This is a genomic window from Gottfriedia solisilvae (assembly GCF_002128405.1).
Classification (GTDB): Bacteria; Bacillota; Bacilli; order Bacillales; family Bacillaceae_G; genus Gottfriedia; species Gottfriedia solisilvae.
This window is the reverse complement of record NZ_NETJ01000004.1, coordinates 1-16,864: the sequence shown is the minus strand read 5'-3', so window position 1 is coordinate 16,864 and position 16,864 is coordinate 1. Positions and strand designations below refer to the sequence as shown.

Sequence of the window (16,864 nt, the reverse complement as noted above, 5' to 3'; positions counted from 1 at the left end):
GATGGTAGTATGCACCACTAGCAGGCGAAGCAACGGAGAAGCGAGCGTTTGTCAATAGTCTGAAAGCTCGACAGTAGTCGGGCTTTTTTTTGTAGAAAAGGTGGGATCAAAGCAATGAGTAAAAGAGGTAATGTATGGTTAGCTGTTGCAGGTTTAGTTAAAGACTCTGCTGGTAGATGGTTAGTTGTAAAGAAGAAATATAGTGGACTTAAGGATCTTTGGTCATTACCTGCTGGATTTGTAAAAGAAGGTGAGACTGTTGATCAGGCTGTTTTAAGAGAGGTAACAGAGGAAACAGGTGTGAACGCTACATGTATCGGCTTAATAGGAGTTAGAACTGGTGTCATTCGCGAAGAAATCAGTGATAATATGTTAATTTTCTTATTACAAGCGAATGATACGAAAATTACGATACAAGAGAAAGAACTATCAGATGCCAAATTTATCTCTGAACAGGAATTACTCGAAGATCCAGCCTCTTCATTATTAATTAAATATTTAATTCAAAATCCACCAAATGAACCAATGGCTGTACATGATGGATTGAATCCTGGAGATCAGTTTCAGTATACTACATATCGTTTTATCAAATGATTAAGAATATATAAAAAATTGACGTTAAGAACAGAAGGTTTTACACTGTAAGTAGAATAATTGTGGGGTGTTTTGGATGGAAATGAGTATTCCAGTTTTACTAATTTCAATTTTACTATTTTTTGTCTTAGCTTTTGGAATTGGTTTTTTAGCAAATATGTTGTTTAGGACAACCTGGTTCATGGTTGTTATTTATCCAATTATTATTGTGATGATTGTAGATAAAATTAATACAATGAAATATTTTACACAAACTTCAAATGCATTTTCGATTTTAAAAACAAATTTATTAGCAGTTGGCATGGGTGATGTAATTATTTTATCAAGTGGCTTAATTGGTGCGATTATGTCCGGAGTAGTCATTCTAAGTTTAAGAAAAAATGGATATCAAATGTTTTAACTTTCTCATCAATGAGAAAGTTTTTTTTATATTTTTTTTATTTTTGGGAATGATGAAAGAATGAAAAGGAGTGAAATGATTCATTGCGTATAAATAAAAAATTGTTTAGTCAATTGATTATTACTATATTATTCATTCTTGCATTAGTCTCAACAGCTAAAATCGTTTCTAATGCACAATTAGTTAATTTTACGAAGTGGTTCAATCATTCTGCACAACTACATCATGTTTATGCAGAGGAAAATTCAAATCAAATCATTAACGAAAAAACAATGACGACTATTGTGAAAAATATTGAAAAGAATACAAACTGGAGTAGCTATAAGCAAATAACGGTAACTGCAACAGGCTACACTGCTGGAAAGGAATCTACGGGTAAGAATCCAAGTGATCAATCTTATGGAATTACGTATTCAGGTGTTGGTGTAAAACGGGACGTATTTTCAACTATCGCAGCGGATTTAAATGTTTTTCCAATCGGAACCATCTTATTTATTCCGGGCTATGGATATGGTGTTGTAGCTGATAAAGGTGCAGCGGTAAAAGGACATCATTTGGATTTGTATTATCATACTGTAGGAGATGTCTTTGAGCATTGGGGAAAGAAGAGACTAACAGTTTATGTTATAAAAAAAGGGTCAGGAAAGTTTACTGAGACTGAATTAAAGACTTTAAATGAGCAGAATGCATTACAAGTATTTAGACAACAAACGAGGAATTAATTTGGATGGAGAATGATGAATTATGAAAAAAACAGTTTATAGCCTAGTAATTAATGCACCAATCAATACTGTTTTTGAAGTAGTGAATTCTGACGAACATATTAAAAATTGGATGGAAGGCTTTGTGGAAAATATCCACGAAGAGAATTTCGATTATGAAAATCCTGTTGGTAAAAAGTTTAAACAACGTTTAAAAGAAGGTGGGAAAATTCAAGAATACGAAGGAGAAGTCCTTTCGTATAACCGACCAAAAGAGCTTGGAATTCGTTTAAAGCACTCATCATTTCAGGTAGATGTTTATTATCGATTTACTTCTGTTGAAACAAATCAAACCCGCTTAGATTATGAGTGCAAGGTTGAAATGTTCTCATCTATGGCAAAGATGATGGGATTTCTTTTTAGCTGGTTTACAAAGCGAATCCTAACAAAACAAATGAATGATTTAAAGGCATACGCTGAAAAAAGATTTGACGGTGTGTATTAAATAAGTATTCCCTCTAACTGTAAAGAGTTAGAGGGATTTATAATGTAAAGGAAATAAAGTTTATTTGTAGAATTTATTGTATGTGAAATATTTTTAATAAGAGAGAAAGAGCAGTATGATAGGAGTGGGAACATGAGAGGCGGAGAAGTAATGGAAGACAAAATGACTTTAATGAAGGCATTAGGCATGTCGATTGAATCAGTAGAAGAAGGTAAAGTTGTCATGAAGATGGAAGTAACAGAAAATGTACATCAGCCATTTGGTTACTTACATGGTGGGGCATCAGTGGCATTAGCAGAATCAGTTGCTAGTGTTGGTACATTCTCTATGATTGATCAAGAAAATCAATTAGCATTTGGACTTGAAATCAATGCAAATCATTTGCGTTCAGTACGTGATGGATTTGTCACTGCGGTTGGTACTGCCGTACATACAGGAAAAACAACAATGGTTTGGGATATTAAAATCTACGATGAAGACGAGCACTTAATCTGTATCTCTAGATGTACAGTTGCTATTAAAGATAAGCGTAAATAGTAAACGAAAGGATGCTTTTCACAAGATGTGAAATAGCATCCTTTTTCTTTTTTATACTTTTTAGAATAAAGAAATATAATAAACAAGTCTAAATTTCTATAAACTTATGGTAAAATAATTACTGTTGTGTATAAAAGGTTTCATAAGTAACGCGAGACATCCTCTACAAAAGGGATATTTCCTTTGTAGATAAGAAAGGAGACATTTAATGAAAAATATTTATTACACAAGTTACTTTGCGTTTTTATCTATTATTTTGTTTACAGTCGCCATTACATTGAATTTATTCCAATTGACTATAAACTTTTTATCAGTATCAGGTATTCTTCAACCACTTACTGATATTATGCCTGAAAAGGAAATTAGAATATTAACATTTTTAGGTATTTCATTTATTATCTTTTTAGTTTTATGTGGGTTAAAATTACTTACTGATTTATTTTGGCAGTTTGCCTTACTTTTCTTCTCAAAGGATCGTGAGGGTATAGACTTATTGGCAAGTAAAAAATTCTCATATGTATTTATTTTAGGTGGACTATTAGCAGTTTTCTTAAATAGCTCAATATTGTATATTGCAATTGTTCTTCTTGTAACGATTATTGCGTTTATTATCTTATTTCTTATTAAGCAGTCTGTTAACTTTACAGTGCTTGGTATGATTGGTTTTATCGTTTTTCAATTAGCGATTTGGTCGGTAATAGGAAGTGGCGTAATATATGCTTACTTTACATTATTTGCTGAATTTATCACTGCATTACCATTCTAAAAAAGAAAGCGTTAGTTGATTACAACTCCAGGATGCTTTTGAAAAGAGCCTAAATAAAAAAGTAGCACTTTTGATATTCGTCAAAAGTGCTACTTTTTTTGTGACTTATTTTAAGTTTGTATCTTGTACAATGTCTCTCCAAATAATTTGTGGAGGTGGAACAGTGTAATTTTTAGGGATTGGCTGGTTTGGACGTTTATTCCCAATCCAAGTTCCAATTGTATAATTTGAAGTTAATCCCATAAACCATAAATTCGTATTATCATTTGTCGTACCAGTTTTCCCACCAATATAATCTAAAGGCATATTAATACGACGTGCAGTACCGTTTTGAACGACAGAGTGTAACATACTTCTCATCGTGTTCGTTGTATTTGAACTATACACTCTGACAGAGGACGGATTATTTTCATAAACAACTGTACCATCTCTCAATGTAATCCTTTGAATAGCACTATTTTCATAATATACGCCATCATTACCGAATGTTGTATAAGCACTTGTCATTTCTAGTGGAGACATACCAATATCGTATCCACCAAGAGCACGGCCATACTCGTATCGGTCTTTAGCTGATATTTTTTCAAATTTATATTTGTCTAAATAACGATAAGCAACACCTGGTGTAAGCTGTTCATATAATCGAACTGCTGCTGTATTATATGAATTCTGCATTGCAGTTCGTAAAGAAACATCCCCATATTCTTTTCCGCTATCATTCTTCGGACAATAAGTCCCTTTACAATATTCATCAGCACTTACTTTTGTATCTGGTGTTGCGCCTAGATAGTCAATATAAGGTGCATACACAAGTAATGGTTTGATCGTAGAACCTGGTTGTCTAAAATCCTGATACGCTCTATTTAGATTTTGAGATTCATAGTTTCTACCACCAGAAAGGGCTATAATTTCATGACTATTATTTCTTATTACGACTGCTGCTCCATCAGTATTAGTAGATAAGGTACCTTGGTTTACAGCTTTGACAGTCGCTTCTTGTACATATGGATTTAAGCTAGTAAAAATACTTAACCCTTGGTTTTGTAAATAAGTGACTCTTTCATCAACGGTCTTAAGTTTTCTTAATTCTGCTTGTTGTGCATTTGTTAATTTAGAAGTTAGGAATTTACCTTTTCGTCCAGAAAGTATTTTCTTTAATTCATAATCTACATATGAATAATAATCTGGGTATTCTTGTACTCTACTATCAGTTTTTAACTTAATTTTTTCTTTAATTGCTACGTCATATTGCTTAGCTGTTATAATTCCTTGTTCTTTTAAAATACCAAGAATTCTTTCCTGACGTTTCTTTGAATGATCAAAATTTTTAAATGGATCATACAGAGTTGGGTTATTCGGAATTGTACAAACAAAAGCAGTTTGAGCCAAGCTTAAATCTTTAACTGATTTACTGAAATATGCTTTACTTGCTGCTTCAATTCCATAGTTGCGGTTTGCAAAGTAAATTGTATTAATGTACATCGTTAATATTTGATCTTTAGAAAATTGCTTTTCTAGTTGAAGTGAAATTTCAATTTCTTTTACTTTTCGTTCAACTGATCGTTCATGTGTTAAATATAGATTACGAGCAAGCTGCTGTGTAATTGTACTAGCTCCTTGTTCTATTCCACTATTTGAGACATTTACCATCATTGCCCTTGCGACACCAAAAAGATCTACCCCTTTGTGAGAATAAAAGTATCGATCTTCTGTTGAAATAAAAATATCTTTAACAAGTTGAGGAATTTCACTACTTTTTAAATTAATTCTATTCTCACCAGAACCTGGAATGTAAAAAGGTTTGTTATTTCGGTCGTAAAAAATACTATTTTGCGACAGTGAAATGACTGGCAGTTCTTCAACTGTTTTCTTAGGAATATTTTTGGAGTTCTCGTATGCAAACAAGGCTTTCTCAGATGTGAAATAAAAGACAAGAAAGCTTATTATAATAAAGATAAAACCAATAATTTTTCTCATAATAGCCCTCTATATACTTTCGTATTTTTTAATTCGTTAAATACTATTTAAACGAACGTATATTATTTTAACATGAAATTTCATTTAGTTGGTCACTCTTTGTTATTTTTTACACAATGCTGATATATTAATTTAATAAGCAAATATTATGAAAAATAGATATCATACTTGAATAATCACTTATCATATAAGACAATAGTAAAAAATCAGAAAATATTTATTTTTTCAGGAGGTGAGGAAATGAAAGAGCAGTTCTTGTTTATTGATTTTGAATTTACAATGCCAGATGGTCGATCGAAGGGAATTAAATTTTATCCTGAAATTATTGAAGTAGGTTTTGTAAGTGTCGTTAATGAAGAAATCAACCAGACCTATTCCTCATTTGTGAAACCAATTCAATTTCCGACCTTATCCTCAAGATGTAAAAGATTTTTAAATATTTCACAGAAAAATGTTGATCAAGGCATCCAGCTTAAGGAGCTTGCAGAAAAACTAAATGATGCAACTAGTAGGTACAATACGACCGTTATTACTTGGGGAAATATGGATATGAGAGTACTAAAACATAACTGTGATGCTGCTAATATTCCATTTCCAATTAAAGGGGAAGTAAGAGACCTTTGTCTAGAGTATAAGACCTTTTTTGGCAATCAAAATCAAACAGGATTATGGAATGCTATGAAAGAATACGGGAAAGATGGAACAGGGAATCATCATAAAGCATTAGATGACGCACTAACAACTTATCATATTTTTAAATTAGTAGAAAAAGATAAACAATATATGAAGAAGCCCGCACCAGCTACTATTGGTGATATCGTTGATTTTTCTTCATTTAAAAAAAGAATATCTTCTTATTAAAAACCAATTGAAAATCAATCAATTGGTTTTTATTTTGGTTATTACTATGCTTATGTACCATAAATAAGTATAATTGGCAGTGGGAGTGATATAGCTATGATGGAATTCTTATATTTTCCGGAGGATAAAACAGAGTATATACCTGCTGTTATTTCTCTAATTATTTTTATGATTGGTGCCTTTGCAACTTTTTATTTAATTAAAAGAGCATCTTTAAAAGAAGAGAAACGATTAATGGAAATTGATGAAAAAAACAAGTCAAACGAATAAATTCTTTTAAAATGGAGACTTACTATATAAGGTCTCTTTTTTTTGAATGATATATCACATTTTCATCACATTTATCTGTTAATCTTTTTATGGAAGAAATTTAGGAGGCAATACATATGAAAAAAGTACTTAGTGTATTAATTGCATGTATGATGATTACAGTAGGCTGCTCAAATGGGAAAGAAAAAGAGCAAGAAGTTGAAAAACCATTAGATGTTTCTATTCTTTTACCAACAGCTGATATAAATGTTAATAAAGAGATCACGTTCCGAGCAGAAGTTACACAAAATAAAAAAGTTGTTTCAGATGCAGACGAAGTTCAATTCGAAATTGGTAAGCAAGGCGAAGATAGTTTAGCAATGCTTGAAGCAGAAAATGGTGCTGATGGCATTTACTCAGCTAAATATAAATTTACTGAGCCAGGTGATTTTTATGTTGTTGCTCATATTACTGCAAGGGATCAACATTCAATGCCTAAAAAAGACTTTAAAGTAACAGATGCTACAGCTTCTAATGATAAAAGTAGTACAAAAGATGACCATAGTGTTCATACAGAAGGGCATCATCACGGCGAAATCATGATTCATTTAATGGGAACAGAAAAGATTCAAGTAAATAAAGAAAATAAATATACAATTCACATTCAAACGGATGAAGGTGAAGCATTAGACAAAGCAAATGTGCGTATTGAAACATGGAAAGACGCAAAGGGTAAACATGATTACACTGATGCAAAAGAAGTATCACCGGGTGAATACGAAGTGCAATATACGTTTAAGACGAACGGAAAGAACTTTATGAAAGTCCATGTTGAAAAAGGTGAACTACACGATCATATTCAAAAAGAAGTAATTGTTAACTAAATAAAATACTAATGCTATCCTTTAATTATAGAATTCAATAAGGATAGCTTCTTTTTTAGATAGACTGTTAAATGATATAAGCTTAAGTTGATATAAGGTTAAGTAATGGTGGTGATGGGCTTGAAGAAAGTATGGATCTGTATGATTGGACTATTTTGTAGCTTCGTGCTGTCGAGCTGCATGAATCATAAATTAGATGCGATTAGTGAAAAGAAGGACTTAATTATCTCAGTAAATAAAAAAGTAGGAAGTTTAACATTTCTAAATCAAATAAACTTAAAAAAGATAACTGATTGGAATTTAAATAGAGATGTAAGTGGAGCAGCCTTACTTAATAATGGAAAGGTAATTGCTGTTTTCCATCCTGAAGATCCAATTATTGATTCATATCAACTTTCATCCGGGGAGAAAATGAATAGTTGGCAAAGTGAAAAAGGGATTACGAATATGCTTTCTTTAAATAGTAAAAAGATGGTTGCGGTTTCTAATGGAGAAGAAAATACAATTACGTTTTTTAGCCAAAAAGGAAAAGTAGTAAAAAAACTAAAAGTAGGTAATAATCCTACTTCAATGATTGAAGATCCAGTTCATAATAAGCTATTTGTGAGTTTATTTAATGAAAAAAGAGTAGTAGGAATAAATCTAGATAGCTTAAAAATAGATCAAACAATCGAAGTGCCATTAACGTCAAATGGATTATATTTAAATGAGGATTCTTCTGAGCTTTATATTGGGGGACATGGAAATGGTGAAGTTGAAAACGAAGATGTGAGAATTTTTTCTACTGTCAGTGGTGAGTTTATAAAAGCTCTTCATACACCATTAATGCCGATTTCATTCTTTCAAAATAATGATGGGGTATTTACAATTGCTCACGGAACGAATCAAATTTATAAGTTAAATCCGAACATGACAAATCAGAAAGAATTTCTAGAAGTAGGTTCTAATCCATATTCAGCAATCGGGTACCAACATACAGCTTACGTGGCGAGTTATGATTTAAACAAATTGTATGAAATAAATACTTCAACAATGAAGATCACTAAAGAAGCCGCAGTGGGAAGAGGGCCTTTTCAATTATTATTAAGAGAGGGTAATCATCAATGAATGAAAGAAAAATATTAATCGTAGATGATGAACAAGAAATTTGCCAATTAGTTGGAATGTATTTAGAGAATAATGGGTATAGTTGGCACCAGGCAAACAATGGAGAAGATGCATTAAAATTAATCAATCAATATAATTATGAACTATTAATATTAGATATTATGATGCCTATTATGGATGGTTGGACTCTTTGTAAGAAAATAAGAGAAACACGGGAAGTCCCAGTCATTTTTTTAACTGCAAAAGGGGAAGAATGGGATAAAGTGAATGGATTAAAAATGGGAGCAGATGATTATATTGTAAAGCCATTTAGTCCAGGAGAGTTAATTGCAAGAGTAGACGCCGTTCTTAGAAGAACAAAGAATCATGACGGAAGTTCGACTTTATTAAAAATAGGAAACATAGAGATTAACGAAAAAGCTAGAAGTGTTTTTGTCACTAACAAAGAACTATCACTTACCTTAAAGGAATATGATTTACTGCTTTTTTTTAGTAAACATCAAGATTATGTTTTCAGTCGTGAACAGATTTTAGAGAAGGTGTGGGGAATCGACTATTTTGGAACTGCTCGAACGGTTGATACTCATATTAAAACTTTAAGAATTAAACTTGGACAAGATGCGGATTATATTTCTACTGTTTGGGGTGTAGGGTATAAGTTTGGGATGAATGGATGAAAAACATCATATATTCATTTTCATTTTTACAAAAGCTATGGTTAACAATTTGTATAATCGTCATTTGCACAACAATTTTCTTTTTTCTATTGTTTCAATATGCATATAAACAATTATACGTTTCATATGTAAGATCTACATTGATTCAAGAAGGTAAAAATATAGTAAAGCACTATCACGAGAGTAATATAAAAGATTTTAAGAGATTTGTATCAGAATTCGATAAGGTGTCAAATGCGAATGTATTATATGTAAGTAATCCTCGAGATTTAAGTGCATGTATTCCTTATAATGTAAGTCACCAATCATTTATTACTGAAGATGACAGAGAAACATTGTTACAAGGGAAAGTTATTACAAAAACAGGTTTTGAAGAAAGATTTAAACGCCAAATTATTGGAGTTGTTGTGCCTGTTGTGAAAAAAGAAAAGCTTGAAGGAATTATCTACTTACATTTGCCTTTAAGAAGTATTACCGATTTAATTCAGCAATCGAAATGGATCTTTTTTGTGAGTGCACTTTTATTTGCAGTAATTATACTAATCATAGGCAGGAGAATTATTCAACAAATGATTAAGCCATTGTCACGTATGGAACAAATTTCATATAAAATGGCAAACGGTAATTATACTGAACGAATACAGCATGATAGCGGGGATGAAGTTGGTAAACTAGCGATCGCATTTAATTCAATGTCAGAATCCTTACAAAAAGAAGATGAAAATAGAAAAGAATTTTTAGCAAACGTGTCTCATGAATTAAGAACTCCGCTAAGTTATGTTAAGGGCTATAGTGAAGCGATTCTAGATGGAGTAGTGAAACCTGAACAGCAAATGAAATATGTAGGCATCATTCAAAAGGAAGCGGGCCGCATGCAAAGACTCGTTCGTGACTTACTAGATTTAGCAACTTTAGATGGTCAAAATATTCCTTTAAGACAAGAGCCGAATGTACTTACCCAATTAATTGAAGATACACTCGAAACTTATACACAGATACTGAAAGATAAAAACATAATTGTGTATAAACATTTAGATGAATCAATTATTGCGAGTGTTGACCCGGATCGTTTTCAACAGGTTATTCACAATTTACTAGATAATTCAATTCGTTATACACCTTCAGGTAAATCAATTACGATTACATTAAGTCAAAGTAAAAAAGTTGTACTTGAAATTGTAGATGAAGGTAAAGGTGTTCCAGAAAAGGAAATTTCTCACTTAGGTGAAAGATTTTATAGAGTAGATAAAGCAAGATCCAGAAATGAAGGTGGAACAGGCCTTGGACTAGCGATTGTTAAGCAAATCATTGAACAACATAATGGGAACATCACTTTTAAGAATATTGAGGGTCAAGGATTAAAAACAATTGTCTCTTTACCGTTATTTGAAATATAAACAAACCTGAGCAAATTAGCTTCAGGTTTGTTTTTTGTTTAAATATATTAAACAAAATTAGCGATTCGATCATAAATATGCTCCGGAATTTCTTCTGGAATTAAGTGACCAGCTTCTGGATAAGTGACTAAAATAGATTGTTTTAAATCTTGATGTAGTCTTTTTCCGATTTCAAGCGGTACAACCTTATCTTTTTCTCCCCAAATTAGAAGAGTTGGAACTGAGATGTTTTGCAAATCAGTTGGACTTAAGTCTCCTTCACGATCCCGTATCATTTTCGTTAGTGCTCTAAAAATTTCATCTTGTAAAAAAGGTTCTTTGTAGCCGTTTATCATTTCTTCATCAATTAAATTTTGATTATGAACAACTGAGTTTAGTGAATTCATAATTCCTTGCTTGGTAATTGTTCTCTTTACGTATAGATGGAAAAAAGGAAAATAAGATGAAAGTATTAAATGAGGGTTTGCTTTACCTAAATACCCCGAGCTACAAAGTAAAATGACTTTATTTACAAATTCAGGTTTCTTCTTAGCAACATAAAGGCATATTTGTCCACCCATAGAATGTCCTACTAAGTTAACTTTATCTAGCTTAAGATGATCTACAAGTGAAATAACCACATTGGCAAAATTATCGTAGGAGTAAGTAAAGTTAAGGTGCTTTCCACTTTTACCAAACGGAGGTAAATCAATAACGAGTACAATATGGTCCTTTGCGATAAAAGGTATCAGTCTGCGGAAGCTAAAACATGATGATAAAAACCCATGGATACATACGAATACCTTAGAATCTTTCTTATCGATATTTTGATACCCATAAAGTTCATAATAGACATCCAGCCCAAAGACTTTATAAGTAGATTGGATTGTTTCAGAATGACTCAACATCAAAACTCCTTTCTTAGATTTTGGATTATTATGTCCAAATGAAAGGAGAAAATGCTTTTTTTAAAATGAGATTCTTTTTATTGGATCTTAGGTGAGTCTTTTCAACGAGTACTTACCTTAAAAGAAAATGGTACTTGAATAAAAGATTTATCAAAATGTTCCTATATACAGCGCTTTTATTTTTTTAGTTTTTCGTCAATTCTAAATAAAGAAGGAAATTTTTAAATAATAGATATAGCCCAACCTTTAAAATGACTATAATACAATAAGGGTAAATAACAAATTTATTAGAAAAGTGCCATGAAGTGTTTATGTAGTTGCTTTAAAAGTTGGACTGTGTGTGCTAAAATTTATTTGGATTGAACGAAAATAGGAGTGTTTTTAATGGCACAAAACTACAATATTGGGAAAGTCTACACTGGAAAAGTAACTGGAATTCAGACGTATGGTGCCTTTATCTCACTTGATCACCAAACACAAGGACTAGTCCATATATCCGAAATTATTAATGGCTATGTTCGTGATATTCGAGATTATATCTCTGTCGGGCAAACAGTGAATGTACGTGTACTGTCTATTGACGAGATGACCGGGAAAATTAGTTTATCTTTAAAAGGAGCAAGTCTTGATCAAGGAATAAATGGTGATGAGAATTTAAAACATGCGGCAAGGCTGTTAAGAGAATTAAAACCAGATGGGTTTAGTACATTGCACAAAAAGTTAAATGAATGGATCCATGTTGAAATGAAAAAAGAGAATATGACAAATTAAAAAGGAAGGGGTTTCCCTTCCTTTTTAATTTATAAATGTATTATCTAACATCGTTAGTTTCAGGATGTGTACCTAGCTCTTCAGAAGGTTTAAATAACAAGCCAAGGTTAATTAAACCTGAAATACCAACGATACCGTATATTATTCGAGCAAAGGCAGAATCTGCTCCGCCAAATATAGCTGCAACTAAGTCAAATTGGAAAAAACCAATTAACCCCCAATTTATTGCTCCAATAATTGTGAAGATAAGTGCAATACGTTGTAGAGTACTCATTAAAGTTTACCTCCTTTTTCATTACCTTCTAACATATTTTCTCTCATTTTTTTGAGATTATGTAATGAACAAAAAATAATTTGCAATACGAATGAGTGAATGTTAAAAAATTCACAAATATTTAAGTGTAGATACTTGCTTTGGATATTATATTTCGGTACATTGTAAAGTATAAATTATTTTAGGAGGTTTCAAATGACTTCTCATATCAAATTTGATTATTCAAAAGCGAAATCATTTTTTCAAGAACATGAACTTACATATTTAAGAGATGCAGTAAAATTATTTCATCATACGATTCATGAAAAAACAGGTGCTGGTAATGACTACTTAGGTTGGGTAGACTTACCGAATGAATATGATCAAGATGAATTTTCTCGTATTCAAAAAGCTGCGAATAAAATTAAATCAGATTCAGACGTACTTTTAGTCATTGGAATCGGTGGGTCTTATTTAGGGGCTCGAGCTGCAATTGAAATGCTTCAAAATTCATTTTTCAATATAACATCGAAGGAAGAAAGAAAAGCTCCACAAGTGTTCTTCGTTGGTAATAATATTAGTTCTACATACATGCATGATCTAATTGAACTGTTAAAAGACAAAGACTTTTCGATTAATGTTATATCTAAGTCAGGAACAACTACTGAGCCTGCAATTGCATTCCGTATCTTTAGAAAATTATTAGAAGAAAAATATGGAGCAGAAGAAGCAAAAGCTCGTATTTATGCAACAACAGATAAAGCTAGAGGTGCATTAAAAACAGTAGCAGATGAAAAAGGATATGAAACATTTGTAATTCCTGATGATGTTGGCGGAAGATATTCTGTTTTAACAGCAGTAGGACTATTACCAATTGCTGCAGCTGGATTAGATATTGAACAAATGATGAAAGGTGCTCAAAGTGCACTAAATGAATATAATTCTTCTGAGTTAGAAGATAATCAAGCGTATCAATATGCGGTAGTACGTAATGTTTTATATAGCAAAGGTAAAACAATTGAGATGCTTGTGAATTATGAGCCTTCACTTCAATATTTTGGTGAATGGTGGAAGCAGCTGTTTGGAGAAAGTGAAGGAAAAGATCAAAAAGGAATTTTCCCATCTTCAGCAAACTTCTCAACTGATTTACATTCTTTAGGACAATATATTCAAGAAGGTCGTCGTGACTTGTTTGAAACAGTCATTAATGTTGAAAATGCTCGTCATGAATTAACGATTGAACTTGAAGATAACGATTCAGATGGTTTAAACTATCTGGCAGGTAAGTCTGTGGACTTCGTTAACAAAAAAGCTTTTGAAGGCACAATTTTAGCGCATGCAGATGGTGGTGTACCAAGTTTAGTTGTCAATTTACCTAAATTAGACGAGTATACTTTTGGTTATACGGTTTATTTCTTTGAATTAGCGTGTGCTATGAGCGGTTACTTGTTAGGTGTGAATCCTTTTGATCAACCAGGTGTAGAAGCATATAAGAAAAACATGTTTGCACTTTTAGGTAAGCCTGGATTTGAAGAATTAAAAATGCAATTAGAAGAGCGTTTGAAATAATATAGAAGAAACCGTTGTTAATTTTTTAACAGCGGTTTTTTTTTTCTTCTTACTAAAAGTGATAAGTTATTCAAAATTTGCTTTAATTTAACGTTCATGTTTTTTCGTTATTGGAAAATACTATCTATAAAAAGGAGGAGAAAAAGAATGTATCCTTTAGAATCAAAGATAGAAAATCAAACATTTGTACTGAACCATATTGAAGAAAAACTAAAAAGTCACGGGTTTGTTATTGGACCTAATTGGGATTTCGATCATGGTAGTTTTGATTTGTTAATGGCAAATGATCATGGTTATCAATATTTGCGTTTACCTTTTAAAGTATCATCTGGATCATTAGATATGGATGGTGCTGTTATTCAATTTAAAACACCTTACTTATTAACCCATGTTTATAATAAAGGTTTAGATGATAACATTGGGCTTGAAGGAAATGCAACAGCTTCGATCAATCAGTTCCAGGAGCCAATTGAGGCAGATGCAAATGTACCAGGAAAGTATCAAAAAAAGGGTAGAGAAATTCTCAAATTAGTTGAATCTTACTTAACTTAAGTAAAAAAGAGCCATCCTTAGGTGAAATGGCTCTTTTTTGTATATATATGTAATTCAAACTAGAGAAATAAGTAAATCGTTTTCTTCAATCTTCAACGTATTATCAGGTCTAATCATCGTGTTTTTATTTCTGACAACGCCGATAATAATTTTGTTATTGTTCATCTCTTCTATTACAACGTCATAAAAGAATTGGCCAATCATGTGTCGATCTACTTCAATCATTTTAACAGTAAAATTTTCAAGTTGGTTTGATAGTTTAAGGAGTACATCTGAATACCCTTTATGAACGATTGAACCTGCCATGACAAATGATGTTAATAAATTTACCTCAATAATTTCATCTGCTCCAGCTCTAGATGCATTGATAACTTGATTTTTTGTTAGGATTTCAGCAATACAATTTATTGATGATGTCACACCTTTAGCTGCTATGATCGTTAAGATCGTTTGCATGTCGGCATCATGTTCATTTTTATTTTGATCAGCGGTAATTAGTATGGTATGTGCTGATCGTATATTTGCTTTTTCTAAAATTTGGTCGCTTGCTGCGCTTCCTTTTACAAAATGTACTTTTTCTAAATCGGGCGGTAATAATTCTAAACTTTCATCGATTAGTACAATATGCGTGGAGTTTGACGTTTCGCGTAATTGTTTTATGACATTTTTTACGCGTTCATTCCATCCAACTATTATGATGTGATTTTTTTTAGAAAATGTAAGTGTTCCTTTAAAATCGGCATCCTGATTTCTAAATGCTTGTGCGGAAAAAGAAATCATGTAATAGGATCCTAGTCCTGTACCAAGTAGAATTAAGACAACCGCAAAAAAACGACCGACAGGAGAGAAAGGTACATAATCACCATAACCAACTGTAAATGTTGTCACTAGTGACCACCAGAGTCCATCCCAAACCGTTGGGAAAGTAAATGGTTCTGCAAAGTGAATAATGACACCAAAAACAACGATCAGTGTAATTAGGATGAATGTAACTTTTAAAAGAGTATAGGATTTAAAATAGGTAGGTGTGTTACGAAATACTTTCAAATGCATTCCTCCATCACTATCTCGTAACACTTATTTTTACCAATTAAATGTAAGTTATCACTATTAAATACTTTCTATTTCAATTCCTCTAACGTTGTCGATTTGTTCTATATCATAATAAATTTCAGTTGTTCTTCGTTTATTGAAAACTAAAAGCTTCATTTGGACAAAATGTTCGTCATTACTTAATCCTTTAATTTTAATATTTTTCACTGTAATTTCTTGTGCATTAATTTGATCAATTACAGTATTTATGTTCTCTATCCCGTTAACTATCATCTTTAAAATGATATCTCGTTCTTTTAATCGCTTTGGTCCAAGTTTACTAATTAAATATGGAATCAACTCGACACTTATAATAAGTAAGCCTACGCCAGCTAAGGCCTCTAAATAAAAACCTGCTCCTACGATAATTCCAATTCCGGAAGCACCCCAAATCATTGCAGCTGTCGTTAAACCTGCAATCGTATCATTACCTCTGCGCAAGATTACTCCCGCACCGACAAAACCAATCCCTGATACAATTTGAGCAGGTAATCGTAATGGATCCATTGTGATGTTTAAAAAATCACTACTTGGAAAATTATAAGCTGAGCTTATTGATACGATTGTTAAAAGACAGCTCATAATAGAAATAACAAGACATGTCTTTAATCCAAGTGGTTTTCTTTTTAATTCTCTTTCTAGACCGATAATGGAACCTAACATGGCTGAAATGAGTAATTTAATTAAAATGTCTGGGTGTAGCTCCATAATGAAAACTCCTTTTTCTATATAGTTTATGCGTAATTCGACATCTCTTATTACTCTTCCTTTCTTAATGAAAATTTTTTTATCTTTTTTTAAAAAAAATAGTAAAAAAGACTTGTCATGAAGAAAACATGATGTTATATTAATATACGTCGCCAAGTTGACGCGACAAATTAACAAAAAAGAAGTTATAAAAAATACTTCAAAAATAATGTTGACTCTCAAATAAAGAGATGTTAATATAAGAAAGTCGCCAATGACGCGACAAAGTGAACTTTGAAAACTAAACAAAACATGAAGTAAAACGTCAATTATTAGTTTTTTGAGCAATACAAGATTTAAACTTAACTATTATGGAGAGTTTGATCCTGGCTCAGGAC

Annotated in this window: 20 protein-coding genes; 15 read left to right on the top strand and 5 right to left on the bottom strand. The window is 31.9% G+C overall.

The window, feature by feature from the left end:
- Positions 1-114 precede the first annotated feature (114 nt).
- The 6 genes from CAB05_RS13270 (at position 115) to CAB05_RS13245 (ending at position 3,503) form a co-directional block, all read left to right on the top strand.
- Complete coding sequence (locus CAB05_RS13270) at positions 115-594, top strand: NUDIX domain-containing protein (protein WP_088000504.1); 480 nt, start codon at positions 115-117, stop codon at positions 592-594.
- A gap of 82 nt (positions 595-676) precedes the next feature.
- Complete coding sequence (locus CAB05_RS13265; RefSeq protein ID WP_088001676.1) at positions 677-994, top strand: YuiB family protein; 318 nt, start codon at positions 677-679, stop codon at positions 992-994.
- An 89-nt stretch (positions 995-1,083) separates the two neighbouring features.
- Entirely contained in the window at positions 1,084-1,716 is a 633-nt protein-coding gene (locus CAB05_RS13260) for a 3D domain-containing protein (protein WP_174567296.1), read from the top strand.
- A 22-nt stretch (positions 1,717-1,738) separates the two neighbouring features.
- Positions 1,739-2,200, top strand: coding sequence for an SRPBCC family protein (locus tag CAB05_RS13255; protein ID WP_088000502.1), 462 nt, complete (start codon positions 1,739-1,741; stop codon positions 2,198-2,200).
- Positions 2,201-2,362: 162 nt separating this feature from the next.
- A complete protein-coding gene (locus CAB05_RS13250; protein WP_217348569.1) occupies positions 2,363-2,737 on the top strand; it encodes a PaaI family thioesterase in 375 nt (124 codons plus the stop codon).
- A 208-nt stretch (positions 2,738-2,945) separates the two neighbouring features.
- Positions 2,946-3,503 (top strand): DUF5366 family protein, encoded by a 558-nt coding sequence (locus CAB05_RS13245; RefSeq protein ID WP_088000497.1) that lies wholly within the window; start codon positions 2,946-2,948, stop codon positions 3,501-3,503.
- A gap of 105 nt (positions 3,504-3,608) precedes the next feature.
- Here the strand turns inward: CAB05_RS13245 and CAB05_RS13240 are convergent, their stop codons facing one another.
- Complete coding sequence (locus tag CAB05_RS13240) at positions 3,609-5,480, bottom strand: transglycosylase domain-containing protein (protein ID WP_088000495.1); 1,872 nt, start codon at positions 5,478-5,480, stop codon at positions 3,609-3,611.
- A 240-nt stretch (positions 5,481-5,720) separates the two neighbouring features.
- On the opposite strand from CAB05_RS13240, the gene kapD reads away from it, so the two are divergent.
- From kapD to CAB05_RS13215, 6 genes are all read left to right on the top strand, one after another.
- Positions 5,721-6,341, top strand: coding sequence for a 3'-5' exonuclease KapD (kapD, locus tag CAB05_RS13235; RefSeq protein WP_088000493.1), 621 nt, complete (start codon positions 5,721-5,723; stop codon positions 6,339-6,341).
- A 96-nt stretch (positions 6,342-6,437) separates the two neighbouring features.
- On the top strand, positions 6,438-6,611 hold the full coding sequence (locus tag CAB05_RS22305) for a hypothetical protein (RefSeq protein WP_167374471.1): 174 nt from the start codon (positions 6,438-6,440) through the stop codon (positions 6,609-6,611).
- A 116-nt stretch (positions 6,612-6,727) separates the two neighbouring features.
- On the top strand, positions 6,728-7,474 hold the full coding sequence (locus CAB05_RS13230) for a FixH family protein (RefSeq protein WP_088000491.1): 747 nt from the start codon (positions 6,728-6,730) through the stop codon (positions 7,472-7,474).
- A 120-nt stretch (positions 7,475-7,594) separates the two neighbouring features.
- Complete coding sequence (locus CAB05_RS13225) at positions 7,595-8,581, top strand: YncE family protein (RefSeq protein ID WP_088000489.1); 987 nt, start codon at positions 7,595-7,597, stop codon at positions 8,579-8,581.
- Positions 8,578-9,258 (top strand): response regulator transcription factor, encoded by a 681-nt coding sequence (locus tag CAB05_RS13220; RefSeq protein WP_088000487.1) that lies wholly within the window; start codon positions 8,578-8,580, stop codon positions 9,256-9,258. Before CAB05_RS13225 ends, CAB05_RS13220 begins: the two co-directional genes overlap by 4 nt.
- Positions 9,255-10,655: a sensor histidine kinase gene (locus tag CAB05_RS13215; protein WP_088000485.1), complete on the top strand. Its 1,401-nt coding sequence runs from the start codon at positions 9,255-9,257 to the stop codon at positions 10,653-10,655. The genes CAB05_RS13220 and CAB05_RS13215 overlap by 4 nt, the downstream gene beginning before the upstream one ends.
- Before the next feature lie 47 nt (positions 10,656-10,702).
- Here CAB05_RS13215 and CAB05_RS13210 read toward each other — a convergent pair whose 3' ends face one another.
- Entirely contained in the window at positions 10,703-11,539 is an 837-nt protein-coding gene (locus CAB05_RS13210) for an alpha/beta fold hydrolase (protein WP_235821490.1), read from the bottom strand.
- Between the two features lie 387 nt (positions 11,540-11,926).
- On the opposite strand from CAB05_RS13210, the gene CAB05_RS13205 reads away from it, so the two are divergent.
- On the top strand, positions 11,927-12,313 hold the full coding sequence (locus CAB05_RS13205; protein WP_088000481.1) for a CvfD/Ygs/GSP13 family RNA-binding post-transcriptional regulator: 387 nt from the start codon (positions 11,927-11,929) through the stop codon (positions 12,311-12,313).
- Between the two features lie 40 nt (positions 12,314-12,353).
- Here the strand turns inward: CAB05_RS13205 and CAB05_RS13200 are convergent, their stop codons facing one another.
- A complete protein-coding gene (locus tag CAB05_RS13200) occupies positions 12,354-12,587 on the bottom strand; it encodes a DUF378 domain-containing protein (RefSeq protein ID WP_088000479.1) in 234 nt (77 codons plus the stop codon).
- A gap of 195 nt (positions 12,588-12,782) precedes the next feature.
- Here CAB05_RS13200 and CAB05_RS13195 point away from each other — a divergent pair, with 195 nt between their 5' ends.
- Together CAB05_RS13195 and CAB05_RS13190 are read left to right on the top strand one after the other, a co-directional pair.
- On the top strand, positions 12,783-14,135 hold the full coding sequence (locus tag CAB05_RS13195; protein ID WP_088000477.1) for a glucose-6-phosphate isomerase: 1,353 nt from the start codon (positions 12,783-12,785) through the stop codon (positions 14,133-14,135).
- Positions 14,136-14,282: 147 nt separating this feature from the next.
- A complete protein-coding gene (locus tag CAB05_RS13190; RefSeq protein WP_088000475.1) occupies positions 14,283-14,687 on the top strand; it encodes a YugN-like family protein in 405 nt (134 codons plus the stop codon).
- 54 nt (positions 14,688-14,741) lie between these two features.
- Here CAB05_RS13190 and CAB05_RS13185 read toward each other — a convergent pair whose 3' ends face one another.
- Together CAB05_RS13185 and CAB05_RS13180 are read right to left on the bottom strand one after the other, a co-directional pair.
- Positions 14,742-15,734: a potassium channel family protein gene (locus CAB05_RS13185; protein WP_158093266.1), complete on the bottom strand. Its 993-nt coding sequence runs from the start codon at positions 15,732-15,734 to the stop codon at positions 14,742-14,744.
- Between the two features lie 63 nt (positions 15,735-15,797).
- Entirely contained in the window at positions 15,798-16,487 is a 690-nt protein-coding gene (locus CAB05_RS13180; protein ID WP_088000471.1) for an MgtC/SapB family protein, read from the bottom strand.
- Between the last annotated feature and the right edge of the window lie 377 nt (positions 16,488-16,864).